The sequence below is a fragment of the Shewanella morhuae genome (assembly GCF_003028295.1).
Taxonomy (GTDB): Bacteria; Pseudomonadota; Gammaproteobacteria; order Enterobacterales; family Shewanellaceae; genus Shewanella; species Shewanella morhuae.
Genome location: NZ_PYSG01000003.1, coordinates 594,173 through 618,115 on the forward strand (window position 1 = coordinate 594,173; position 23,943 = coordinate 618,115).

22 protein-coding genes are annotated in these 23,943 nt (G+C 44.2%); 9 read left to right on the top strand and 13 right to left on the bottom strand.

Translation table 11 applies throughout. The annotated features are described in order from the left end of the window. Positions 1-40: 40 nt before the first annotated feature. The 5 genes from C9I43_RS17230 to C9I43_RS17250 form a co-directional block, all read right to left on the bottom strand. Entirely contained in the window at positions 41-1,210 is a 1,170-nt protein-coding gene (locus C9I43_RS17230) for a ribonuclease T2 (protein WP_107884784.1), read from the bottom strand. Positions 1,211-1,463: 253 nt separating this feature from the next. Continuing rightward, on the bottom strand, positions 1,464-4,613 hold the full coding sequence (locus tag C9I43_RS17235) for an efflux RND transporter permease subunit (protein ID WP_107884786.1): 3,150 nt from the start codon (positions 4,611-4,613) through the stop codon (positions 1,464-1,466). A gap of 9 nt (positions 4,614-4,622) precedes the next feature. Next, positions 4,623-6,161, bottom strand: a complete 1,539-nt coding sequence (locus tag C9I43_RS17240; RefSeq protein ID WP_107884788.1) for an efflux RND transporter periplasmic adaptor subunit — start codon at positions 6,159-6,161, stop codon at positions 4,623-4,625. A 21-nt stretch (positions 6,162-6,182) separates the two neighbouring features. Beyond that, positions 6,183-6,443: a heavy metal-binding domain-containing protein gene (locus tag C9I43_RS17245; protein WP_076497263.1), complete on the bottom strand. Its 261-nt coding sequence runs from the start codon at positions 6,441-6,443 to the stop codon at positions 6,183-6,185. A gap of 269 nt (positions 6,444-6,712) precedes the next feature. Beyond that, on the bottom strand, positions 6,713-7,150 hold the full coding sequence (locus tag C9I43_RS17250; protein ID WP_076497262.1) for a hypothetical protein: 438 nt from the start codon (positions 7,148-7,150) through the stop codon (positions 6,713-6,715). Positions 7,151-7,628: 478 nt separating this feature from the next. Between C9I43_RS17250 and C9I43_RS17255 the strand changes: the two genes are divergently transcribed. After that, positions 7,629-8,192: a NapC/NirT family cytochrome c gene (locus C9I43_RS17255; RefSeq protein ID WP_107884792.1), complete on the top strand. Its 564-nt coding sequence runs from the start codon at positions 7,629-7,631 to the stop codon at positions 8,190-8,192. 79 nt (positions 8,193-8,271) lie between these two features. Here the strand turns inward: C9I43_RS17255 and C9I43_RS17260 are convergent, their stop codons facing one another. Together C9I43_RS17260 and rsmD are read right to left on the bottom strand one after the other, a co-directional pair. After that, positions 8,272-8,556 carry a DUF1145 domain-containing protein gene (locus tag C9I43_RS17260; RefSeq protein ID WP_076497260.1) on the bottom strand — a complete coding sequence of 95 codons (285 nt, stop codon included), beginning with the start codon at positions 8,554-8,556 and terminating at the stop codon, positions 8,272-8,274. Further along, positions 8,531-9,184, bottom strand: a complete 654-nt coding sequence (gene rsmD, locus C9I43_RS17265; protein WP_107884796.1) for a 16S rRNA (guanine(966)-N(2))-methyltransferase RsmD — start codon at positions 9,182-9,184, stop codon at positions 8,531-8,533. Before rsmD ends, C9I43_RS17260 begins: the two co-directional genes overlap by 26 nt. Before the next feature lie 213 nt (positions 9,185-9,397). On the opposite strand from rsmD, the gene ftsY reads away from it, so the two are divergent. The 4 genes from ftsY to rpoH all read left to right on the top strand — a co-directional run bounded on the left by ftsY (position 9,398) and on the right by rpoH (position 13,909). Next, entirely contained in the window at positions 9,398-11,134 is a 1,737-nt protein-coding gene (gene ftsY, locus C9I43_RS17270) for a signal recognition particle-docking protein FtsY (protein ID WP_107884798.1), read from the top strand. Between the two features lie 3 nt (positions 11,135-11,137). Beyond that, positions 11,138-11,854: a cell division ATP-binding protein FtsE gene (gene ftsE, locus C9I43_RS17275; RefSeq protein ID WP_107884800.1), complete on the top strand. Its 717-nt coding sequence runs from the start codon at positions 11,138-11,140 to the stop codon at positions 11,852-11,854. Continuing rightward, entirely contained in the window at positions 11,851-12,816 is a 966-nt protein-coding gene (ftsX, locus tag C9I43_RS17280) for a permease-like cell division protein FtsX (protein WP_076497256.1), read from the top strand. The genes ftsE and ftsX overlap by 4 nt, the downstream gene beginning before the upstream one ends. 235 nt (positions 12,817-13,051) lie before the next feature. Then, positions 13,052-13,909, top strand: a complete 858-nt coding sequence (gene rpoH / locus C9I43_RS17285) for an RNA polymerase sigma factor RpoH (RefSeq protein WP_076497255.1) — start codon at positions 13,052-13,054, stop codon at positions 13,907-13,909. Positions 13,910-13,996: 87 nt separating this feature from the next. On the opposite strand, the gene menE is transcribed toward rpoH, so the two are convergent. The 5 genes from menE to C9I43_RS17310 all read right to left on the bottom strand — a co-directional run bounded on the left by menE (position 13,997) and on the right by C9I43_RS17310 (position 20,171). After that, entirely contained in the window at positions 13,997-15,349 is a 1,353-nt protein-coding gene (menE, locus tag C9I43_RS17290; RefSeq protein ID WP_373455358.1) for an o-succinylbenzoate--CoA ligase, read from the bottom strand. 61 nt (positions 15,350-15,410) lie between these two features. Further along, positions 15,411-16,505 (bottom strand): o-succinylbenzoate synthase, encoded by a 1,095-nt coding sequence (gene menC, locus C9I43_RS17295; RefSeq protein WP_107884804.1) that lies wholly within the window; start codon positions 16,503-16,505, stop codon positions 15,411-15,413. A 23-nt stretch (positions 16,506-16,528) separates the two neighbouring features. Then, positions 16,529-17,323, bottom strand: coding sequence for a 2-succinyl-6-hydroxy-2,4-cyclohexadiene-1-carboxylate synthase (gene menH / locus C9I43_RS17300; protein WP_107884806.1), 795 nt, complete (start codon positions 17,321-17,323; stop codon positions 16,529-16,531). Continuing rightward, entirely contained in the window at positions 17,323-19,044 is a 1,722-nt protein-coding gene (gene menD, locus C9I43_RS17305) for a 2-succinyl-5-enolpyruvyl-6-hydroxy-3-cyclohexene-1-carboxylic-acid synthase (protein WP_107884808.1), read from the bottom strand. Before menD ends, menH begins: the two co-directional genes overlap by 1 nt. Positions 19,045-19,202: 158 nt before the next feature. After that, complete coding sequence (locus tag C9I43_RS17310) at positions 19,203-20,171, bottom strand: LysR family transcriptional regulator (RefSeq protein ID WP_076497250.1); 969 nt, start codon at positions 20,169-20,171, stop codon at positions 19,203-19,205. Positions 20,172-20,576: 405 nt separating this feature from the next. Here C9I43_RS17310 and C9I43_RS17315 point away from each other — a divergent pair, with 405 nt between their 5' ends. The 4 genes from C9I43_RS17315 to nrfD all read left to right on the top strand — a co-directional run bounded on the left by C9I43_RS17315 (position 20,577) and on the right by nrfD (position 23,229). After that, positions 20,577-21,053, top strand: coding sequence for a DUF2726 domain-containing protein (locus C9I43_RS17315; RefSeq protein WP_107884810.1), 477 nt, complete (start codon positions 20,577-20,579; stop codon positions 21,051-21,053). Positions 21,054-21,132: 79 nt separating this feature from the next. Next, a complete protein-coding gene (locus C9I43_RS17320) occupies positions 21,133-21,600 on the top strand; it encodes a nitrite reductase (RefSeq protein WP_076497248.1) in 468 nt (155 codons plus the stop codon). Positions 21,601-21,604: 4 nt separating this feature from the next. Beyond that, the gene (locus C9I43_RS17325; protein WP_076497247.1) at positions 21,605-22,291 is read left to right on the top strand and encodes a 4Fe-4S dicluster domain-containing protein; all 687 of its coding nucleotides are present in this window, start codon (positions 21,605-21,607) and stop codon (positions 22,289-22,291) included. Further along, positions 22,288-23,229 carry a cytochrome c nitrite reductase subunit NrfD gene (gene nrfD, locus C9I43_RS17330; RefSeq protein WP_076497246.1) on the top strand — a complete coding sequence of 314 codons (942 nt, stop codon included), beginning with the start codon at positions 22,288-22,290 and terminating at the stop codon, positions 23,227-23,229. The genes C9I43_RS17325 and nrfD overlap by 4 nt, the downstream gene beginning before the upstream one ends. Before the next feature lie 264 nt (positions 23,230-23,493). On the opposite strand, the gene C9I43_RS17340 is transcribed toward nrfD, so the two are convergent. After that, positions 23,494-23,925 (bottom strand): Lrp/AsnC family transcriptional regulator, encoded by a 432-nt coding sequence (locus C9I43_RS17340; RefSeq protein ID WP_076497245.1) that lies wholly within the window; start codon positions 23,923-23,925, stop codon positions 23,494-23,496. Between the last annotated feature and the right edge of the window lie 18 nt (positions 23,926-23,943).

Below are 23,943 nucleotides of genomic sequence, written 5' to 3' on the forward strand. Positions count from 1 at the left end.
TAGTCTTTATAATCAGGTTGTTATTACCGTTTTAACGTGCCTAGTTAGGCTGGTCGATTGTTATGGTTTCAGGACAAGAGCCTTTTTTAGCTTTGTCAGCTTTGGCTAGTAGACTTGGTAAGGAGTCTGAAGTCTTAATGACCTCGGGCAAATTAATACGGATTTCACTCAATAAGCCTTTGGCACATTCTAAGCTCATTTTAGTGTGAGCACCTTTGCCAAAACTGGCATCAAAACTTTGGTTTAATTCACTTTTGGTGACATTTTTACCAATACGTTCATGAATAAAACCTTGTACCCATGCCGAGGCGTTTACCGCTTGGGTTAGCTGGGTTGCTAATAAAAAGTATTCGTTTGGATCTTGGCTGCGGCAAGTGCCGTGTTTCCACCATTGGTGTCGCTCTAAACAGGTTCCGTAGCGGGCGCTTGGCATGACTTCTTCTAAATTTTTACGAACCGATGGGTTAAGTTCAAACTCAGGATAAGTACAGAAATCGTTTGGCTGTAGTTTTACTGTGCTGCAATAGCCATAACGTGTGCCGCATTGCTGCTTATTCGGCCACAGTCCGTGCAGACTAAAGTGTTGCCATTGGGTCGACTCACTCGTTTGGCTTAACGCGTGGCATTCTGCTTTTCGGCTGCCATAGAGTTCACAAAACGTGCTTTGCCAGCTTAATGCCAACACATTGGCATCAAATTTTTCGCCTATTCGACATTGATCCCCTTGGCTCTTTTGCGTGGCGCCATGCTCTTTAAGGCTATCTCGGTTTTTGGCTTTGATATCCGCTGCCGTGGTAGTTTGCGCGGGTTCGACTGCCGTTGCTGGTATTGATAGTTTACTGCCTGCAATATTGGATTGATATTGGCCGCAAGCACCACTAATCCAGCGCATGGGCGATTTTATCGCATTGGTTCGCACTCGCAGCCAGTCAGGTTTTAAGCTGTTACCGAGGATTTCGAGTACAGGATAGCGCTCGCCAATATTGCTCTGCCACTGATCGGGATTGGTTTGTTTATTTTTTGATTGAAATAATTCACAGCGTTTATCGGCGATAAATTCTCCGCTCGCTGGCGCAGCAAAAGTGGGTATGACTGCAATGATTAGCGTACCGAATAGGCCGAATGCAGCAAGTAATACGCGCGGTGGGCGGTTAAGTAAACCTACTATCAGCCTAATTCGGCTGATCGTTAAACAAAATGTTTTTATCATTTAATGGAATCCTTTCTGCTACAGATAGTTGAGTCAATCCTGTGGTGCGCTGCGTTAATGGTACACATAAGCGTTATAAACTTAGAGGCTTATTTTATTGTTCGTCATTTGTAGCGGCATTGCTCACGCTCTCCAAAATCGATGCTAGCATTGGTCTGTGTATGAGTTGAATCCACTAAGCTTTAGTTTTATGAAATAAAAAATCCCTTCAACCGTAATGGCTTGAGGGGATTTTTGTAGATTTATATTGTGGTTAACTTACATGCTCAGCATCTTTCTTTAGCTTGCGCGAGTAAACCAGTAAGTAGAGTGCGGGCAGGACAAATAGTGACAATAACGGTGCTGTTACCATGCCGCCAACCATGGGTGCGGCGATTTTTTGCATCACATCGTTACCCGAACCAGCGCCCCACATAATGGGTAATAGACCAAAGAAGATGGTTGCGACTGTCATCGCTTTAGGGCGAATACGCATAACCGCACCTTCTATTAAGGCCTCTTTTAAATCGCTAACACTGTGGTAAGTGTCTTTTTCTTGCCGGTGCTTGATAGCGTTATTGAGATATACCAACATCACCACCCCAAACTCGGCGGCGACACCTGCTAGGGCTATCATACCCACGGCCACAGCTACTGAGATGTTGTAATCGAGTAGATACAGCAGCCAAGTGCTGCCGACCAGCGCAAAGGGTAGGCTGAGCATGATAATGCTGGCCTGAATGGTGGAGCCGAATGTCATCATCAGCAGAATAAAAATAACTGCTAACGCCATGGGGATCACTTGTTTAAGCTTGGCATCTACGCGTTGCATATATTCATACTGCCCTGCGAAAGTATAGCTGTAGCGCGGAGGTACTTTCAGTTCGGCATTTAAAGCTTGCTTAGCGGTGGCAATATATTCGCCAATAGAAGTACCTTCAATATCGATAAATACCCAAGAGATTAAACGACCGTTTTCACTGCTGAGCATAGGCGCACCATCAGTAATTTCAATATCCGCTAAATTTCGCAGTGGCAGGTAATGCCCAGATTTAGTGATGACAGGTAACTCACGTAGTTTCTCGATATTATCGCGTAGCTCACGGGGGTAACGTAGATTGATGGGGTAACGCTCAGCACCTTGTATCGATTCACCAATATCCATGCCGCCAATGGCGTAACGCACCACATCTTGAATATCCTGTAAGGTCATGCCGTAACGCGCAGCCACATCAAGTTTTGGGCTGATATCGATATAGCGCCCACCGCCACTGCGTTCAGCATAGGCGGATTTGGTGTGTGGCACCTTACTCAAAATTGCTTCAATTTGAGTACCTATTCTTTGCAGCTCGTTGACATCGGCTCCAGTAATCTTAAGCCCAACAGGGGTTTTTATCCCCGTTGAGAGCATATCTATACGAGTTTTGATAGGTTGCACCCAAGCATTAGTGATTCCCGGCACTTTGACCGTTTGTTGCAGCTGGGCAATGATGCCATCTAAAGTCATGCCTTCACGCCATTCGTTATGGGGCTTGAGCATGATTGTCGTTTCAAGCATGGTCAGTGGCGCAGGGTCGGTGGCGGTTTCGGCGCGGCCTGCTTTGCCGAATACGCGAGCGACTTCGGGGACTGTTTTGATTAACCGGTCAGTTTGTTGTAACACTTCGGCAGCTTTACTGGCGCTGACACCGGGTAGTGTTGTTGGCATATAGAGTAAATCGCCTTCTTCAAGAGCAGGCATAAACTCACTCCCCATACGAGTCATGGGGTACCAAGCACTGGCGAGTGCGACTAACGCTAAAATTAACGTGACCTTAGGAAATTTCAACACCAGTTTTAGTGACGGCTCATAAAGTGCAATCAAGAAACGGCTAATAGGATTACTGCGTTCGCTGGGGATTTTACCGCGGATAAAATAACCCATCAAAATGGGTACTAAGGTTATCGATAAAAAAGCTGCCGCGGCCATAGCAAAGGTTTTTGTGTAAGCCAATGGCGCGAATAATCGACCTTCTTGCGCCTCGAGCGCAAACACGGGCACAAAGCTTAAGGTGATAATGATCAATGAGAAAAATAGTGCAGGGCCGACTTCAATTGAGGCTTCGGTGACGATACGCCAATGTTCTTTAGTATCAGGCTCGCGATTATTATCTGCCTTAAAATGCTCTAAATGCTTGTGCAAGTTTTCGATCATCACAATCGCACCATCCACCACCGCGCCGATAGCAATAGCAATGCCGCCAAGACTCATGATATTGGCGTTAACACCCATCTTATTCATCACGATAAAGGCGATTAGGATAGATAGCGGCAGAGTTATTACCGCCACGAGCGTGGAGCGTGCATGTAGTAAAAATAGTAAACAGACTAAACCAACCACTAACATTTCTTCGACGACTTTACTAAAGAGGTTGTCGACGGACTCAAGAATTAAATGGGATCTGTCATAGGTAGGAATAATCTCAACGCCTTCTGGCAGACCGGCTTTGAGTTCTTCGAGTTTTGCTTTAACCGCATCAATTGTCGCTAAGGCGTTTTCGCCGTAACGCATCACTACAATTCCGCCAACGACTTCACCTTCACCATCGAGTTCGGCAATGCCGCGGCGTGAGGCTGGGCCTTTACGCACAGTAGCCACATCTTTGAGTGATAAACCTGTACCAGCAGGGCTGGTGATGCCAAGGGGAATTTCACGAAAATCCTCCAAGGTTTGGCGATAACCTTTGGCGCGTACCATGTATTCAGCTTCGGCCATCTCGATCACTGAGCCGCCGGCTTCGCTGTTGGCTCTATCGATGGCTTGTTTAATGCTGGCGATATCGAGCTTATAGACCGCCATTTTATCGGGCTCAAGCACTATCTGATAAGTCTGCTCCATACCACCGACGGTAGCGACTTCTGACACGCCCGCTACGCTTTGTAGCTCTAATTTAAGATACCAATCCTGTAGACTTTTGAGTTGTGATAAATCTAAATTTCCGGAGCGATCGACCAGCGCATACTCATATACCCAACCCACGCCTGATGCATCTGGGCCAAGAGATGGCTGCACGTTTTGTGGCAAGCGACTACTGATTTGGCTCAAGTATTCGAGCACTCGTGAACGTGCCCAGTAGATGTCAGTGCCATCTTCAAAAATCACATACACATAAGAGTCACCGAACATGGAATAGCCACGTACAGTTTTGGCACCGGGTACGGCTAACATGGCGGTCGACAAAGGGTAGGTGACTTGTTCTTCTACCAATTTTGGCGCTTGACCCGGATAAGGGGTTTTAATGATCACTTGCACGTCGGATAAATCTGGCAGCGCATCGAGCGGCGTTTTACGCAGCTCCTGTACGCCCCAGACCGTGATCATGATGGCAATAATCAGCACCATAAATCGCTGCCTAATGGACGCTTCAATAATATATTTCAACATATCGCGCTCCTAGTGCTGATGACCGCTGCTTAAACGCATTAAGCTGCCCTTGAGACTGGCTTCTGAGTCGAGTAAAAACTGCCCCGAAATCACCACCCGCTCACCTTCATGCAGGCCTGAAATAATCTCGGCCTTGCCTTGGCTCATCATGCCAACAGTGACTTGTTTAGCGGTAAAACTGTCATCGGCTTGTTTAACGATTACGCGGTTTTCTTTACCCGTTTGAATCAAGGCTTCCTGCGGGACCACCAGTACATTTTCATGTGGCCCGCCAAATAGCGAAACCTTAGCGAGGGTTTTGGGTCTTAAATCTACCTTAGTATTGTTGAGCACTACCCGTACTCGAAGGCTACGAGTCACTGGATCAAGTTCGGGATAGATGTAATCGATAGTGCCTTCAATACCGTTAATATTCATGGCGGGAACGGCAATTTCGGCCTTTTGCCCTTTGGCAATCCAGCTTTGCTCGTTCTCAAACACGTCAGCAATTACCCACACTTTAGAAAGATCCACCACCGACATCACCTCGGTTGAGGGCTGAATATACATGCCATCACGTACATCGAGTGCTTTGACAATTCCCTCTTGGCGCGCATAAAAAGGTACTCGATATTGTGTTTGTTTTGATTCGGTTAATTGTTTAATTTGTTTATCATTAAACCCAAGAAAAGATAATCGTAAACCTGCGTCGCGAACCAGACCTTTATAGCGCTCTTGTCCGTTTGTTTTAGCGGTATCCATCGCCAGTAGATAATCATTTTGCGCATTGATTAAATCGGGAGAGTAGATCTCATAAAGTAGCTGATCTTTCTTAATGGTATCGCCAACTGACTTGATCATCAGCTTTTCAATCCAGCCAGTAACACGGGCATGGATATGGGTAATTTGACTTTCGTCATAGTCGACCTGACCAACGGTTTCGACAAATTTCCATAGTGTGTCGCGTTCAACTTTTGCGACTTTAAGCGCTAGCGCTTGCTGCATACTGCCAGAAACATTGATGTTGATTTCTTGGGTATTACCACCGGTTTCGACTTTCTCTAAATTCATGCCACAGATAGGGCAAGTGCCGGGCACATCACTAATGATGTGGGCGTGCATAGGGCAAACGTACTTGATTGTTATCACGTTATCTGCAGCTTTGACTAAGCTGTCGGCCTTAGGTGCAGGAGTGTCAAATACCAGACTTGAAGACTTAGTGGCTAAGGTTGGTCGGTGCTCTGCGTTTTGGTGCTCTGCGTTTTGATGCTCACTATGCTTATCTGTCGGGCTAGCGACAGCTTGTTGCTCAACTAAAAACATATTGCACTGAGGGCAGCGGCCGGGCTCATGGCTGATCACTTCTGGATGCATTGGGCAAGTATAAGTTTTTACTTGATTTATAACGTTCGCCTGCGGCGCATGTTCATGGCTGTTAGCTTGGTGTGCAGCAGTTTGATCTGTACTTGCAAGTTGTGCATGACTCAACCAAGGCGTACTAATAAGTATGCTACTCAATAGTAGTACGGTCTTAGGGGCTTGTTTTTTTACGTTGTTAAATGGATTCATATGCCTCATCTCCAGCCTAGCTTAGTGGTGTTCGTGCGCGTTGTGCAGCGTACCTTCAGCTATTTTTTCATCCGTCGCTTTGGGCTCTAAGTCCATACCACATTTAGGGCAAGTATCGCCTTTTGTGCCAACCACTTCGGGGTGCATAGGGCAAATATAGGTTTGCGCTTGCAATTGTGGACTTAGATTACCGTGCTGATGTTCGTGTGGCGCGGCCGTGGCAAACACACTGGTATTGATCAGCAGTAATGTCATTAAGGCGAGGTTAGTTAGGTTTTTCATATTATTCACTCCATCGGATTACTAGCCGAAGATTAAGTCCATAAAACATCGATGAGCCTTGTAGATTAAAGCTATTTGCTTTGATTTACAGATTGATGCCATAACTTGGCATTTGGCGCAGTGATCAATATTTTTCTGAACGTGGGTGCATAATTTAATAATAAGGCACCACAATAAACGGCAGAAACTTGCGTTAATTTGGTTGTCGTTTTAGCTTGATTGCTTCGCGTTTTTTAATGGCTGATTTGCCGATTAAAAGCAAAGTAGAGCTAGGCTATCGGTGGTTTAAAGGCCGAAGACAAAGAGATAGAGTGGAAATGAGGCATAGGAGTGGCCATTGCGGTATCGCTCATGCTCACACTTGGCCAGAGGTGTGGGCTGAATAGAGTGCCAGCGACTGAAATCGTCAAACAATGCCCACAATCATTTGAACATGATGTGGTGCCATCACAGCAATGCTGTTTCGCGCCGGGAAGCATTGTCTCGTTACAGCAATCCGCGTTGGCTATTGAATGTGAGTCAGAACTGTTCTCTGTGTTCATCTGCATCACTGTATGATGCATTTTTTGACTTGAAGCCTTATGGTTTATTGCACTCATGTCCATAGTGTGCGGCACCATGGCGTGACCATTAGACACAACACTTTGCCCGACGAGTGCGAGTAAAGTGAATACGACTAAAAAGTAACGACCGAGTGTGTGATGCATAAGTATCCCAGATGATGAACGGCTCGATTCTAGCATAGCGATATTATTCTGTAATGGGTTAGCTCACGTTTTAGCATAACCAATAGATATTTATTCTCAATAGACCCTGCAGCAGTCAATTATTTATGCCTATTTTTGCATTAATCTAATACTCCGCACCATAATAAATGTGTCGTCAGTCACATTTAAGTATTCTATAAATAAGATTTAACTTAAGCGCATTTAATTCGAATGTTAATCATTAAAATAAACTCCCCGTGTTTTATTTCGATTAGGTGGATGTAAATATCCATGTATTACGCCGTTTGTTAGAAAGTTTCTGCTTGTTACTACTGTAATAGTTAGATCTAGATCTCACTTTACGCTTTTAAACGTCATTCAATGGTTAAGTTTTGGCTTAGAATCAAATTTCTAATAAATAAAAGAATATAAACTAGACTTATAAAAACTAAATTTATCAATTTCGGAGAATAGAGTGATGAACTGGCGTGCACTGTTTAAACCTAGCGCAAAATATTCAATCCTAGCATTACTGGCCGTGGGTATTGTTGTCGGAGTTGTGGGCTACTTTGCCACCCAAACGACCTTACACGCTACCAGCCAAGATGCATTTTGTATGAGCTGCCATAGCCAACACTCATTGAAAAATGAGGTGATGTCATCTCCCCATGGTAACAACCGTGTGGGTATTGTGGTGCAGTGTCAGCAATGTCACATTGCACAGGAACCATTCCAATATTTGAAGAAAAAGATCATCGTTTCTAAAGACGTTATCGGCTTCTTAATGATTGATGGTTTTAATACTCAAGCTTGGTTAGATGAAAACCGTAAAGAGCAAGCTGAACTCGCACGTGATTATTTGCGCTCAATTGATTCTTCAACGTGCCAAAATTGTCATAATCGTATTTATGAAAACCAATCAGAAAATATGAGCAAAATGGCAGTGAGAATGCACAGCAACAATTTTAAGAAAGCGCCAGAAGATAGAAAAACCTGTATCGACTGTCATAAAGGTGTGGCTCACCCTTATCCTAAAGGATAAATTTTAGTGCAAGATCACTCTGAGTAATTACCATAAAAAAACCCTCTTACCGAGGGTTTTTTATTATTTATAATATAGGTTAAACCGCATTAGCCAGTACTCGCTGTCGATAGGTGAGCAAACTAAAAATGCCAAAGATAAATACCTGTAAATAATCTTGCTTCGTTAATGGCAGCAAGGTTTTAAACAACATATGGAAAATAGCAACCTGAAAACAATGCATCATGCAGGTAATACCAAGCAGGATATTCAAAATAATCGCGACATTGCCGTCAAAAGGGATTACTAAGTTATAGGCCATCATCAGCCAAGCAATAAGCGTGATGGCTTTACCTACATTAATCAACAAGGGCATGGTTTTCATCTTCTATAGGCTCAGTCGTATTTGTAGATTGATATTGATACAAGCGATAACTGACTTGCCCTGTATGCTTTTCTTTTAAAGCTTGCCAGTGAGATGGTATTGCCAATTGTGTCAATTCTGCTTCAACTTCGACATAAATCAATGCGCCATCATTGAGCCAGCCTTGGGTGTCGAGCAGTTGAGTCGTCTTTTCTGCCAATCCCTTGCGAAATGGCGGGTCGATAAACACTAGGTCAAAACCTTGATCGCAGCCTTGTTGTAACACCATTAATGTGTCGGCGTTGAGCACTTCGGCCTTATCGCATTTAAGGGTTTGAAGATTTTCTTTTAGCTGCAAAGCCGCGCCACGTTGTAACTCGATAATTTTAGCGTAATTTGCATAACGCGATAGGGATTCGAGCGCCAATGCGCCACTCCCGCCAAAACAGTCAAGTACACGAGCATTAACAACGCTGTTAGCTAACCAGTTAAAAAGTGTTTCGCGCACTCTATCTGGCGTTGGCCTTAAACCATCGAGATCCTGAATAGGCAAACGACGCGAACGCCATTGTCCACCAATGATCCGCACCTGACCACTACCAAGCTGACTTTTAGTCGATTGATTTTTTATCGAACGATGATTGGCCAAAGTGCCCCCGTGATTTTGCCTGAAGAAAGAAAGTGGTAGACTATGCCACCTTAATAAAGGCCGCTATTTTATATCAAAGTCTCACCAAAAGGTGAGAAGGCTGAGTGAGCTTAGCTAATTGCCGACTTTTTGGACGTAATTTCCGAGGCAATCTGGTATAACATCAGGGTCTTATTCAAAATTCAACACTGAAGTAGAGCGCTGGGATCACACATGGCAAAGAAAGGTTTTTTCTCTTGGTTTCGTAAAGATAAGTCACAAGATGAGGTCGTCGCTGAAACTCCAGTAGTTACTCCCACACAAGACGCTGAAAAAGCACCGTCTGTAGAGCAGGAACAAGTAGAGGCGCAGCGTTTAGCTATTCAAACAGCAGCAAAGCTGGCCGCAGAGCAGTTAGCTGCTGAGCAGACGCAAGCCAAAGTAGAAGCAGAACGTATTGCCCACGAGCAAGCACAAATCAACGCTCAGCGTATAGCTGAGCAACAAGCAAAAGTAGCACAGTTAGAGGCTGAACAAGCCGCAGCAGAATTTACTGCAAATAAGTTAGCCGCAGAACAATTAGCTCAAGCGCAAGCCCAAATTGAAGTAGAGCGTTTAGCGGAACAACAAGCGCAAGTAGCACGTAGGGCGGCGGCACAGTTAGAGGCTGAACAAGCTGCAGCAGAACTTACTGCTGAGAAGTTAGCCGCAGAACAATTAGCTCAAGCGCAAGCCCAAATTGAAGTAGAGCGTTTAGCGGAACAACAAGCGCAAGTAGCACGTAAGGCGGCCGCACAGTTAGAGGCTGAACAAGCTGCAGCGGAATTTACTGCTGAGAAGTTAGCCGCAGAACAATTAGCTCAAGAGCAAGCCCAAATTGAAGTTGAGCGTTTAGCAGAGCAACAAGCGCAAATCACAGCCGCTGAAGAAGTGGAACGTGTTAGCCAAGCTTTAGTAGCAGAACAGCTTACCGCAGAGCTTGAACAAGCTGTTGAGCTTGTAGCAGAATTACAACCTGAGCCGCAGGCTAGACCAGTTAAAGAAGGCTTGTTTGCGCGTCTAAAACGCGGATTGATGCGTACCAGTGAGAATATCGGTAGTGGTTTTATCGGGCTATTTCGCGGTAAAAAAATTGATGATGACTTATTTGAAGAGCTAGAAGAACAGTTATTAATCGCCGATGTTGGCGTTGAAACCACTACGCGTCTTATTAAAAACTTAACAGAACATGCGTCACGTAAACAATTAAAAGATGCCGAAGCGTTATACGAGTTATTGCGTGATGAGTTGCAAAAAACACTCGACCCTGTCGCCATTCCGTTAGTGCCAGATAATGCCAACGGGCCATTTGTAATTTTAATGGTGGGCGTCAATGGTGTGGGTAAAACGACCACTATCGGCAAAATGGCCAAGCAATACCAAAGCCAAGGTAAATCGGTGATGTTAGCTGCGGGAGATACTTTCCGTGCCGCCGCGGTTGAGCAGCTACAAGTTTGGGGACAACGTAACGACATTACTGTGATTGCCCAGCATACGGGCGCAGATAGTGCTTCGGTATTGTTTGATGCCTTACAAGCCGCCAAAGCGCGTAAAGTCGATGTATTGATTGCCGACACCGCGGGTCGTTTGCAAAATAAAGCGCATCTAATGGAAGAATTGAAAAAAGTTGTGCGAGTAATGAAAAAGCTCGACCCCGATACACCACATGAGGTCATGCTGACATTAGATGCCAGCACGGGGCAAAATGCGATTAGCCAAGCGCAATTGTTCCAAGAAGCAGTAGGGGTAACGGGAATTACCATCAGCAAGTTAGATGGAACAGCTAAGGGCGGCGTAGTGTTTGCGATTGCCGACAAGTTTAATATCCCCATCCGTTATATCGGTGTTGGTGAGCAAATTGATGATTTACGCCCCTTTAATTCGAAAGAATTTATCGACGCCTTGTTCACTCAAGAAAAAGCGGATAGCTAATTTATGATTGATTTTCAGCAGGTCAGTAAGATTTATCCTGGCGGCCAAATGGCGCTGGAAGATGTCAATTTTCATCTGCAACAGGGTGAAATGGCATTTTTAACCGGCCACTCAGGTGCGGGTAAAAGTACGCTGTTGAAGTTAATTACGGTTATTGAACGCGCGACCACTGGCCGTGTGGCGATTAATGGCCATGATATCGCCCATTTGAGTGCCAAACATGTACCGTACTTACGCCGCAATATTGGTATGATTTTTCAAAATCATCATCTTTTAATGGATAGAAGTGTTTTTGATAATGTCGCCTTACCGCTGGTGATTGAAGGTTTTTCCCATGGTGAGATACGTAAGCGTGTGGCTGGGGCCCTCGACATGGTGGGGTTATATGGCAAAGAGCGGCATAACCCGATCATGTTGTCAGGTGGTGAGCAGCAACGTGTCGGTATTGCCCGCGCAATTGTGAATAAGCCGCTTTTACTGCTTGCTGACGAACCAACGGGTAACTTAGATCCTAAGTTATCGATGGATATTTTACGTCTATTTGAAACCTTTAATGATGCCGGCACAAGCGTGCTTATCGCCACTCACGATTTGGGATTAATTGCGCGGATGAAGTACCGTACTTTTACGCTTAAACAGGGGCGTATGTTAGGCGCACAAGAGTTAGATCATAGTGTGCATGCACGAAGTACAGCGCTCAATAGAGGTGAAGGTCTATGAGCAATAGCGCAAAGTTAACTCGTAGTAAATTGCCTCTGTCGGGACGATTTGTGATGTTTTTTATTCGACATGCGCAACAAGCCATGGCGAGTTTAGGTGAACTATGGCGTAATCCAATATCCTCTGTGATGACAATGGCGGTACTCGGTGTGAGTTTGAGTTTACCGGCGGCATTACAGGTATTGGTTAAAAATGCTGAAACCATTACTAGCTCGTGGAATAGTGCTGCTGAGATATCCTTATTCATTGATGATAATCGCAGTGAACAAACAATCCAGAGTCTATTAACTCGTATTGGTACTTATTCTGAAGTTGATAAGGTGCGGTATATCGATAAAAACCAAGCCCTAGAAGAGTTTCAACGCCTTTCTGGATTTGGTGAAGCCTTAGCCTATTTGGATAAAAACCCCTTACCAGCCGTGATTACGGTGACCCCTACGAAGCGATATTCAACGCCAGTGGGAGCCCGGGAATTATTAACTAAGCTAGAGCGTGAACCTGAGATTAGTTTTGGCCGTTTAGATATTGAATGGTTAGAGCGTTTACAAGCTGTGGTTCGTGTGCTTGAGCGGACTGTAATGGCGATCGCAGCTCTTCTCATTTTGGCCGTGGTATTGGTGATTGGTAATACAATTCGTCTCGCGATTATGAATCGACGTAGCGAAATCGAAGTGATGAAATTAGTCGGTGCAACCGAAGCTTTTATCCAGCGTCCTTTCCTTTATACGGGTATTTGGTATGGGGTAATTGGTGGCATACTAGCTTGGCTTATCATTAACTTATTGGTGTGGTATCTCGATTCGGCGTTGGCAGAATTGTTGGGGCTTTACGGCAGTCAGCTCGAAATGAAATCACTGACGTTTACTGAGTTATTGCAATTAGTCGGTTTAGCATCATTTTTAGGCTGGTTAGGGTCGTATTTATCGGTTCGTCAACATTTACGTGCCATTGAACCCTCGTAACCGCTTAACCTTCGACGTTAATAAATAGCAAAAAAGTCACTAAAAAAAGCGATGGTGATGAACTTTTTTTCACTTGATATGTCTATTTTAACGAGTTAAAAAGGCTATCGGTAAACGCGCTAAGGTTGACATAGTCTGTCAATTAGCCGATAGTTCATCAGCTTATTCTTGTGGTATTTTGTTAGAGAGCTCAAGAATACACTCGTAAGTAGTCTGATAAAATGTAGGAGAGCGAATGACCTTTCAAACGCAATCAATGGCACTGACTGTCCCACAGGGCGCCAGTAGCTTAGAAGCTTATATCAATTCAGTGACTAGCATCAGCATGCTGGATGCTGAGGCTGAGTATGAGTTAGCCAAGCGTTTGCAGGAAACAGGCGATCTGCAGGCGGCGAAGCAACTGATTATGTCGCACTTACGTTTTGTTGTGCATGTCGCAAAAGGCTACTCAGGCTACGGTCTGCCACAGGCTGACTTGATCCAAGAAGGCAACATAGGTTTGATGAAAGCGGTTAAACGCTTCGATCCTGATGTTGGCGTGCGTCTGGTGTCTTTTGCTGTTCACTGGATCAAAGCTGAAATCCATGAATATGTGCTGAAAAACTGGCGCATTGTTAAAGTTGCCACCACTAAAGCGCAACGTAAGTTATTCTTTAATATCCGTAAAGCGAAAACTCGCTTAGGTTGGTTCAGCGATGCTGAAGTCAGCATGGTGGCTGAAAATCTCGGTGTTTCTAAAGCTGACGTGACCGAAATGGAATCACGTATGGCGGCGCAGGATCCTGCATTTGATTTGACTAATGATCAAGATGAGGAGCATGACTTTGCTCCTGTGCATTATCTAGAAGATCATTCGTCAGATTTAGCGGAGAATATTGAAAACGACAACTGGGAATCCGATTCTCAAGGTCGTTTATTATCGGCGATTAAAACCTTAGATGAGCGTAGCCAGCATATTTTGCGCGCTCGTTGGTTAGATGATAATAAAACGACACTGCAAGAACTGGCAGAAACCTATCAAGTGTCGGCTGAACGTATTCGCCAACTTGAGAAAAATGCTATGAATAAACTAAAAGCGTGTATGGAAATCTAAGTCGCATCACTCATTAAGCGAAGTGATTTCAGACATAAAAAAACCTGCTACGGCAGGTTTTTTTATGTCTGAAATTCGTGTTAAAAATTAGCCTTGAATAAGGCTAGCAATCAGTGATTTTCGGTTCACTTTCAGCCCTGTCTGCTCACTACTTTCTGGCCATGGGTAATAGTGTCTTGGACGTTTGAAACGGGCGATTTTATCGGCGAGGAATAACTCGAGTTCACTGGTTATCGCCTCAGGCTGACGGGCTAAACTACCGCGAATAATGGCGGCAGGAAGGTGACCAAATTTGTCGTCAGGGATAGCGAAAACGATAGCATCGTCTATTTGCGGGTGCAGCTTAAGCGCGGCTTCAATTTCTTCTGGCTGGATATTTTCGCCACCGCTGATAAACATATTATCGACGCGGCCGAGGATGCGTAGATTGCCATTTTCATCCCATTCCCCCCTGTCTTTGGTATAAAACCAGCCATCTTGATCAACGCACGTTTGTATTCCATCGGCAGTGAGGTTGCCCATAAATAGACAAGCGCCGCGCACCCAAATAACACCGTCTTCGATTTTAAGCTCACGTTTTAGGAGTAATTTGCCACTGCTGCCGTCGCTTAAGGCGAGCCCCGTGGTGATTTGTGAGCCCATTTCTGTCATACCGTAACTGGTGTAGCTGGCAATATTACGCTGCTTAAGTTGCGTGAGTAAGTCGAGTGAGACGGCGCCGCCACCGAGTAATAAGGCTTTGATGCTTTTAAGCTTGCTACTGGTGTCGGTTAATAGTTTATTTAGCTGTGCAGGAACCAGAGAGAGATGGCTTAGTTTATCTTGGTCAATCTGTTGGCTTAGACTAAGTGCATGATCTGGCATAACAACACAAGCGCCGACTAAGGCGCAGCGATTTAATATTGCCAGACCACCAATGTGGAATAAGGGGAGTGAGAGTAACCAAGCATCTTCTTGTTCTAGCGCGATTAAGCTGCGAGCACCCTCAGCGTTTGCAATATGGTTAGCTAGGCAATGAACAGCCGCTTTGGGGAAACCACTGGAGCCAGAGGTTAAAATCACATTGGCAGGACGTAACACATCGACAGGTTGAGGTAAGTTGGTGCTAACGCATTCAAAATCTAACGCTAATAGACGACAGTGTTGTAGCCCAGTATTTTCCTGACTCCAAAAATAGCCTATCTGATGACTATCGATTAAACCTTGGATCTGCGTTAGGGGGAAACGTGGTGAGATAGGGAAAAAGATTGCCCCGATATCAATACAGGCCCAGTAGAGGCAAATCATCTCCAGATTATTACTGGCAACGCAAGCGAGGGATTGGCCTTGGCTGAGACCCGCAGCACTTAGCTGCTGATTAAGTGCGATAACGCGCTGGCTTAATTCAGAGTAACTAATGTGTTGTCCTGCCTGCTTGATGGCCGTTTGCAGTGGAAACATAAGCGCGGCTTGGTGTACAGGTGACAATATTAGCGGTGGCGATAGGTGGGTATTTGGCAAGCTATCTTTCCTCACCCTTAGCGATACTAGAATCACTTTGCAGTGTTAAATCAAGGGTGTGCTGCGCAATAAGCTCAAGTTGCGCCATTGTCAGGCAGTGTTTTTTACCCGATGATATTAATAAATCTTGGCTAAAGGCACTTAGAGTATCTAACCCAGGGGTTTCATCGGGAGTGAAGATGGCAGCTAAATGAGCTAGATCGTGAATACCTAAGCTGCTTTCAAGGCATGAACTAATAATACAGCGCACGCCATAGCTCTGTGCCGTATCGATTAAATCAGCGAGCCTTTCGACAGTGCCGAGCAACATAGGTTTAATCACTAATGCCGTCAGACCCTTTTGCATCTCAAATTGATACGCGGGATCATTAAGCGACTCATCGAGGGCATATGGCATGCCAATCGCTTGATAAAATTCCACATTATCCTTTGGGTTTTGGCAAGGTTCTTCAATATATTCAATAGAATCTAGGGGGAGGCACGCAGCAAATTCGATCGCTTGCTCAAGTGTAAAACCTTGATTTGCGTCTAAACGCAATTTGAGATCGGGGCGGGTACGTAGAATGCCATAAATGAGTTTAAGTTCGTCTTCGATTGAGGCCTGAGCCACTTTCACTTTCACTGAGTGAACGTCCACGCCAAGCGCCGCAATTTTGTTATCGAGTAAGTCTGTACCTGCATCCGTAGGATGATAAATCAAAGGGACGGTAGCAGTTTGTGGACGAATAGCATCAAGTTTACCCGACAGCTTGGCATGTAATAGACTTAGACCGAAAGCTAAGGAAGGGTAAGCGCTCGTGTTAGCATATTCCAGCAATCTGTCGATATGCTGACCGCAGAGCTGCGGTAATAACTCAACTAAAGAGTGTTGCACTTGAGCCAGCGATTCGCGGCTAAATCCGACTAAAGCTTGCTGATTGATATCAACGCCTGAGAGTGGCGCAATATCAACTTCGACTTGTCGATACTCGCCTTCAATACTTATACAGGCTTGCAGCACTAATCCCGCTCGGTGATCAATTCGTTGCTTGCCTACTGGCAGCAACACGTCGAGCGGTAGTCGATATTGATACAGGTTAAGCGAGCTTAAGATCATATGTTTCCTACATTTTAATACTATTAACCTAGCAGCTTAACTAGCGTTGAGACTAATACCTCTGGAGCCGCTTGGTGTATGTTGTGTCCAGCACCATTGATGCGGTGGACGAGAATGGGCGCATGTAATTGCCACTCTTGAGCGAGGGCGTGAAACTTAGCATCTTGACTGCCGGCAAAGAAATGGCATTCACAGGCAAGCTGTGAAGGTACATCCCATAATGAAACTTGGCGCGCCAATGAGGTGGCTAAGAATACTTGTTTAAGTATTTGCTTAGGATGCATGTTCAATATATGAGTTCGATACTCGATTAAGCTTTTTATTTTGGCGGCGGTCATATCGGCAAATACGGGCTGCTGATACCACAAGCTTAAAAAATCTTTACTATTAAGATTGAGCAAACGTTCGGCCCACTGGGCATCACTTTGGCTTCTGGTGTGTTTTTCCTGCTGATCTTTAAGCCCTGGATGGCAGGACTCGAGGTTAAGACTCAATAATCGCTGCGGATAGGCCCTAGCAAGATGCAGGGCGATGCGCCCCCCTAATGAATAACCGTAGAGATGGAACATCTCAGTATTAAGTTTAAGGCTATCAAGTCGCGTCATTATGTCTTGCGTGCAAAAGTTAAAATCAAACTTAGCCTCAGTCGCCCCCTCAGCTTGATTATCACCATGGCCCGCAAAGTCTACACAAATACAGTGAAAGTGCTGACTCAACGTAGGCATTAACGGCAACCAATCGGCCTTAGTGCCTAAAAAACCATGCAGTAACACTAAAGTGGGTAATGAAGTGTCACCGTAACGGGCCATGATTGGCATTAGCTTTGTTTCACCCATAGGTTGAGCGCAGCGATTTGATCGCTAGCTTGGTTTTGGCTCACGTTGACCTCAATGATCGAAGCCCCCTGAAAATCTAGCGCCTCATTATAGCTATCTTGAAAATCGGCTAAATTATCCACTTGATTATAGGGCAAATTAAACATGGCTGCGGCATAACCAAATTCTAAGCCGTGGCTGAGTCGATAATAATCACTACGAATTTGCTCATTAGGCACGGGCAGTAAGTTGAAAATATTACCGCCATCGTTATTGAGAATGACGATGACTAACGGGCTGGTTAAACTTTTTGCGATTGCCAGCGAGTTGAGATCGTGCAATTGCGATAAATCACCAATGATCAAACTCGTGGGTTTGCCTGCGTGAGCCGCAATGCCACATGCTGTAGCAAGTAAGCCATCAATCCCTGATGCGCCACGATTGGTGAAGGTGGTCGCTGTGCAGCAACTTACGGGGGCATACATGTCGTACAAACGTACAGGTAGGCTGTTACCAATAAAAAGCTGTTGTTCTAATGGGCGTGTATTGGCAATCGCACGGACTACTTGTGCTTCACCAAATTCACCATGATCGATATTGCGCACAAATAAGTTATGCAATTCATCGTTATAGGTAATTAAAGTATTTGCCCAGTTTGCAGAGGATGAACGATACCAGTTCAATGCGGCAAACTGTCCTGCATTAGCATGCCAAAGGTGTTTGGTATTGTGGCTCGGATCGAGCCGGTTCTGCTCGGGTAAAATTTGCCAGTAACTATGCCAATTTTGTTCGGCTAAATATCCAATCAAGCGTTTTGATAATAAACGACCGCCAAATACCAGTACGCGATCGGCTTCTTGTAATAAATTGCGCGCCCTTGGGTGTTGCAACAATTGGTCGATATTACCGATGACCGCAGGATGCTGGCGCAGTTGTGACTGTGCATCGGTGAGAAGCGGCCAGCCAATTTTTTGCGACAAGGTAATGAGCTGCTGTGGATCTTGCTCTGGCGTAAGCGTACCGACAACAATGACACCTTTACCGTGGACGAACCGCATGATGGCATCGTCACTTGGACTGCTCTGCTGAGAACTCTTGCCATATTGAGTATAAGGTTGCGTGAGTTGCAGCCAATTGTGCAGTGGTTTTAAATAGGGCGATTCTGCATCGAGGATAGTGCCACCGAGTTCACTCGGATATAAAGGCTCACGGTACATACAGTTAACGTGTACAGGACGAGTTTGATTCGCTATTGCCTCATCTATGGTAGTGAGCAAAGCTTGCGGTGCAATGTGTGTATCCGGTGTCGGTAAATTCACTTGCATAGCATAATTGGCAAAAATACCGGGTTGAACTATGGCTTGATTGGCACCGCAGCCGAGTAATTCAGGCGGACGATCGCCACTTAAAACAATTAAAGGCACATGGGTTAGCCAGGCTTCAACGATTGCGGGGTACAAGTTGGCGACGGCGGTACCCGATGTGGTAATAATCGCGACTGGTGCGCGGCTGGCTTTTGCTAGCCCTAAAGCCATAAAGCCGAGTCCACGTTCGTCGAAATGTAAATGACGCTGGAGCTTAGTTTGCTGGGCGGCGGCGAGGGTTAATGGCGTCGAGCGTGAGCCTGGTGCCATACACACATGTTGCACGCCAAGACGTGCTAATTCCTCAAGAATAAGGGCGCCCCAAATAAGATTAAGTGTGGCTGTATTTTCGGTCCGCATAGCTGAATCTATTAGGATAAAGATAGGCTTAGTGTAACGTGTTTGCGGCGTAAGATGTATGGTTGGCTTAACAATTTCGCCAAGGGTTATCTAGAGCATGAGCTGGTGCTTAAGCTAAGGCTGTATCATCTCTATCTCGTACTTTTTACTCTTTTTTGCTAAACAATATGATCAACAATTTTTTTAATTTGTCCATTTAACCAAATTAAATCGTCATTTATGTTATTCGGTTGATTTTTTTGCACTAAGAATATTGCCGGTACTTCAGTTTCGGCATATAAACGTTCGGCCTCAAGTTGTGATAACTGACATGTATGTAATTCGGGGGTATCACTCGCCATTTCATAGACGACGCGATAGGGCAATAATGATAGCGCCTGACTTTCTCCGAGATATTCAAACAAACTTGAAATACTGGTAATGTTAATTTCAGTATTGAGTGTGATGCTATTTTTGAGGCAAAAATCTTGATAAGGGCTGAGTTTGCTATGCGAATTACCTAAATCGGTATTTACATAGGGATATTCTGCAATCGTTTCTAAGGTGATATCCCGCTTAAAGATAGGATGGTTGCTGCTAGCAATAAGATAAACTTTATCCATATTTTGCAGTGCCGTTGTTAAAAGCTTATCACCGAATGCGGCCACGTCTGCTGCACCTTTATTACAGCAAATACCTAACATAGTCTCGCCGTTAATAATATCTTGAGTGGTATGCATTGACCACGGAGTGATATTAATATGCATGAGTTTTTTTTCTTCTTTAATGGCCTGCATAAGCGGTTTTGGGAAAGCGTAGGCAATTAAACCTGGCGCAGAAATTTCTACGTGGGTTTTGACTAAATTAGTATTAGCTGCTCTGGCTTTATAAAACTTATCGGTACATTCAATTGCTTCTTTTGCTATTGGATATAAATGAGAAACAAACTCATTAGGGAAAAGTCCATATTTACGACGAATAAAAAGTTCATCACCAAAGATTTCACGCATATTTTTAAGGCTACGACTAATCTTAGGCGCAGGAATATCGAGAGCTTTAGACACATAAGTTGCAGACTTATTTTCATATAATGAAACAAGTATTTTCAAACTTAGAATATCGAGCCCATCAAGATTACTAATATGCATTTTTTATATCCCTTAAAATGGAGTAAATGCTTTAAACATTGATTGATTATGGCTCGGCTGAATAATATTAATGTGAAATGTATCTCAACTTCAAAACTATAGCTCCGTAATTAATAAAGGTTTTCTATATTTATATTTTTTCACATATTAAAAAATATAAAATATTATTTTTAATATGTTAATTCCAATTTTCAATATTTCAAATGTTGAAAATGTAGCTTTCATGTATTCCATTATCGAGATTTGCACTAAGTGACAATGAGGGTTGATTCTTAATTTGTTGTTTATTATTAGGTTGTTATTGTCAGGCGTGATCCTTGTCAAGTAAATAAGTTTGCTTCACGTTAATACTAAAGTTGTTTTAAAAAGGTGATAACAAAAAATAAATAGGTTATTGGAGGCGTTATGAATACTTCAGTTATTCTCAGTTATGCGTTTATGTACTTTGTGCTGTTTGTCGCAGTTCCATTCGTTTTTGTCATGTTCGTCATGACCTGTATTAAGTTTTTTAAATCAGGTTCGGATGAAGCTGAACATCACGAAATAAAACTAAAACCCATGCTGTTTGATAAGAAAAGCTTTAGTTTTTTTAAATCATTAAAAACAGTAGTAGAAGGCAAGTATGATGTTTTTTGTAATGTGCCATTAGATACAGTATTTGAGATGGATCAGCATGATGCTAGTTTAAATCATGATTATCGTCTCGATTATGTATTAATTGATCAGGACTCATCCGAAGTCAAAATGGTAATTAGTGATTCTAGTAAAGAAAATAACTCACTAATGAAAAAACTATTTAGTAAGTTCAATATTAACTTTATTGAGATGAATCAACAGAAATCGTGGGATGCACAAAGCCTTAAGCAAGCGCTAGCTGTCTGATTACGACCGTCGGGTTCGGATATTTCCGAACCCTGACACTCATCTTCGCCCTTCCCCAAATAAATGTGAGGACTCCTTAATGTCCAAAATAAAATGGCTGTGGTCGATTCGCTTGGGTGCAATTGCATTGCTTTTAAGCTTTAGTGCGATGAGCGCCGAATCTCCGCTTCAAATTAACAGTGATACAGCCTGTATGAAGTGTCACAAGCGTAACGGTTCAATGTTAGGCCATCATGGCCAAGATACGATGAAAATGTCCTGCTCAAGTTGTCATGGCGAGAAAGGGGATCACCCCAAAAAGCCAAATGACCTAGTTGTGTTTGGTCTGCAAGAAGGATCTGATCTTGATAAACAGCTTGCCGTTTGTCGCAAATGTCATACACCGAAAAAACTGAGCGCAGCAGAGTGGACACATAACGTACACGCTAAAAAAGTGCCTTGTGCTGCCTGCCATAAATTACATAGCGCAACCGATCCCATGGTTGAAATGACGCCAAAGGTTCGTAGTGAGTTGTGTAGCAGTTGCCACGCCGGCAAGCAGGAGTAAAGTCATGGAAAATTCAAAAAGAAGGTTTCTAAAGGGCACCTGTGCGTTATTAGCGGGTGCAACAGGCGCATCACTTCTTACCACAGTGAATGCCTCTGAAAGCGCTAAAGCCGGATCCGATATTAAGTATGCGATGGTTCACGATGAATCTAAGTGTATTGGATGCCGTGCATGTGAAGTGGCATGCCGTGAGGTGAATGATGTTCCCGAAGGTGTGTCTAGAATTCAAATTCTGCAGACAGGTCCCTTTGGTGAATACCCTAACCAGTTTTATCACTTTAGCCGCAAGTCTTGCCAGCATTGTGAAGATGCACCTTGCGTCAACGTGTGCCCAACAGGCGCCGCGTTTATTGATAAAGAAACCGGTATCGTTTCGGTTAATGCATGGAAATGTGTGGGTTGCCAATATTGTATTGCAGCTTGCCCTTATCAAGTTCGCTTTATTAATCCTGTCACCCACGCAGCGGATAAGTGTGATTTCTGCCGAGAAACTAACTTAGCCCAGGGTAAGCAACCTGCTTGTGTGGCCGCTTGCCCAACCAAAGCATTGGTGTTTGGTAATTTAAAAGATTCGACTTCTGAGATAGTACAAGTGCTGCGCGCTAATCCCACTCAACGCGCCAAAGTTGCCCTCGGAACACGACCTAAGTTATTCCGTATTCTGGCGAAATCTGGGGAGGTAGTGCTATGAGTGCCTTACATTTTGATACCTTAGTGTGGCATTGGCCCATTGCTATTTACTTGTTTCTTGCAGGCGTTTCTGCAGGGGCGATGTTCTTCGCTGTATTGTTAAAACATTTTGTCTTAAAGCAAAACGCTTATAAATCGGGTTTTGTGCGCGCCGCTTGTATTATCGCGCCAGTGGCGGTAATGGCCGGATTAGGCATTTTGGTTGCTGACTTAACAAAACCTCTCGATTTTTGGAAGATTTTAGTGTTTTACAATCCTACATCTGTCATGTCGATGGGTGTACTTATTCTGCTGATTTATCAAGTATTCATGTTTATGTGGATTGGTTTAACCTTCCGTAAACCGGTTGATGATTGGTGTGAAACACGTTTTCCTATCGTGCTGAAGTTAACAGCATTACTGGCTCGGTTTGAGGCTGCCATTACGGGATTACTGGTGATCCTATCTTTGGCTTTGGGAGCTTACACGGGCTTTTTACTGTCGGCGTTACCTGGTTACCCCATGCTTAAAAACCCAGTATTGCCTTTATTGTTTTTAGTTTCTGGGCTTTCCTCGGGGGCAGCTGCGGCTTTACTCGGGGGCGTGTTGATGAATGGTAAGCCTGATGACAAAGAGGTGCACTTTATCCATAAAGTTGAGATCCCGTTGATCTTAGTTGAAATAGTATTGTTGTTTACCTTCTTTATGGGATTAGTGCTTACTGGTGGGCAAAGTAAGGTCGCAACCTTTAATGCCTTAGGTTATGGCTTCTGGGGATGGGTGTTCTGGGTCGGTATTGTCGGGTTCGGTTTATCAGGTCCTTTAGCGATGAATCTATTTATGACTTCAACATCGAAACGTAAATGGGCTTATGTCGCAGGGACGGCCTGCTTAAGTTTACTCGGCGTTATATTGCTACGTAACTTCATCCTTTATACGGGGCAAATGACCATAGCCTAAAGCAGAGTCGTGTATCTCTGTAAGCATAATGATAAGAGTGGAAGGACATCGACAAATCGCGAAAACAGTATTTAAGGATAATATTGTAGATAGACCCTTGTGATGCTAGCTCTCAAGGATAAGTCTGGTCGCGATTTGTTGTGTAACAGGGAGGTCGCTGGGCAGGATGCCATTTTCTAGACTTGACTATTTTGCCCTGCCTCCAAATGGGCGTTGCCACCTTTATTTTTAGGGTGGCGTTTCTTGTTTTGGGGCAAATATAATTTATTCGCCGAGATTATTGATCCATTCACTCATAACCACATGGGTTTTGATTTTGATTATATCGGTATGAGTATCAATGTATTCACGGATCTCGTGTAAGCGGCGCATTGAAGGTGCGTTGACATAAACCAGTAAATCCATATCGCCAGAAATTCCACGGCAGGTAATTACTTCGGGTATCGCTTGAAAAACGTGTACTACGTCAGCACAGCGTGGACATTGATGCTGGATCTCGAAATAAGCCGATACGCCCTCTTTTTGTGATTCGCTCAATAGCACTTGATAGCCACGAATAACCCCAGTTTGTTCTAATTTTTTAATGCGCTCGGCCACCGCGCTGCGTGACAGGTTTACCTGTTCAGCAATATTCGACACGCTTTGACGTGCATCCTGACGCAGACTATGAATGATGGCGGTATCAAATTTATCCAAGGGTGACTCCAGTGAAAA

Excerpts from the sequence above, each read along its gene's own strand:
- C9I43_RS17230 (WP_107884784.1), bottom strand. The coding sequence starts at position 1,210 with ATGATAAAAACATTTTGTTTAACGATCAGCCGAATTAGGCTGATAGTA.
- C9I43_RS17235 (WP_107884786.1), bottom strand. The coding sequence starts at position 4,613 with ATGTTGAAATATATTATTGAAGCGTCCATTAGGCAGCGATTTATGGTG.
- C9I43_RS17240 (WP_107884788.1), bottom strand. The coding sequence starts at position 6,161 with ATGAATCCATTTAACAACGTAAAAAAACAAGCCCCTAAGACCGTACTA.
- C9I43_RS17245 (WP_076497263.1), bottom strand. The coding sequence starts at position 6,443 with ATGAAAAACCTAACTAACCTCGCCTTAATGACATTACTGCTGATCAAT.
- C9I43_RS17250 (WP_076497262.1), bottom strand. The coding sequence starts at position 7,150 with ATGCATCACACACTCGGTCGTTACTTTTTAGTCGTATTCACTTTACTC.
- C9I43_RS17255 (WP_107884792.1), top strand. The coding sequence starts at position 7,629 with ATGAACTGGCGTGCACTGTTTAAACCTAGCGCAAAATATTCAATCCTA.
- C9I43_RS17260 (WP_076497260.1), bottom strand. The coding sequence starts at position 8,556 with ATGAAAACCATGCCCTTGTTGATTAATGTAGGTAAAGCCATCACGCTT.
- ftsY (WP_107884798.1), top strand. The coding sequence starts at position 9,398 with ATGGCAAAGAAAGGTTTTTTCTCTTGGTTTCGTAAAGATAAGTCACAA.
- ftsE (WP_107884800.1), top strand. The coding sequence starts at position 11,138 with ATGATTGATTTTCAGCAGGTCAGTAAGATTTATCCTGGCGGCCAAATG.
- ftsX (WP_076497256.1), top strand. The coding sequence starts at position 11,851 with ATGAGCAATAGCGCAAAGTTAACTCGTAGTAAATTGCCTCTGTCGGGA.
- rpoH (WP_076497255.1), top strand. The coding sequence starts at position 13,052 with ATGACCTTTCAAACGCAATCAATGGCACTGACTGTCCCACAGGGCGCC.
- menE (WP_373455358.1), bottom strand. The coding sequence starts at position 15,349 with ATGTTTCCACTGCAAACGGCCATCAAGCAGGCAGGACAACACATTAGT.
- menC (WP_107884804.1), bottom strand. The coding sequence starts at position 16,505 with ATGATCTTAAGCTCGCTTAACCTGTATCAATATCGACTACCGCTCGAC.
- menH (WP_107884806.1), bottom strand. The coding sequence starts at position 17,323 with ATGCCAATCATGGCCCGTTACGGTGACACTTCATTACCCACTTTAGTG.
- menD (WP_107884808.1), bottom strand. The coding sequence starts at position 19,044 with ATGCGGACCGAAAATACAGCCACACTTAATCTTATTTGGGGCGCCCTT.
- C9I43_RS17310 (WP_076497250.1), bottom strand. The coding sequence starts at position 20,171 with ATGCATATTAGTAATCTTGATGGGCTCGATATTCTAAGTTTGAAAATA.
- C9I43_RS17315 (WP_107884810.1), top strand. The coding sequence starts at position 20,577 with ATGAATACTTCAGTTATTCTCAGTTATGCGTTTATGTACTTTGTGCTG.
- C9I43_RS17320 (WP_076497248.1), top strand. The coding sequence starts at position 21,133 with ATGTCCAAAATAAAATGGCTGTGGTCGATTCGCTTGGGTGCAATTGCA.
- C9I43_RS17325 (WP_076497247.1), top strand. The coding sequence starts at position 21,605 with ATGGAAAATTCAAAAAGAAGGTTTCTAAAGGGCACCTGTGCGTTATTA.
- nrfD (WP_076497246.1), top strand. The coding sequence starts at position 22,288 with ATGAGTGCCTTACATTTTGATACCTTAGTGTGGCATTGGCCCATTGCT.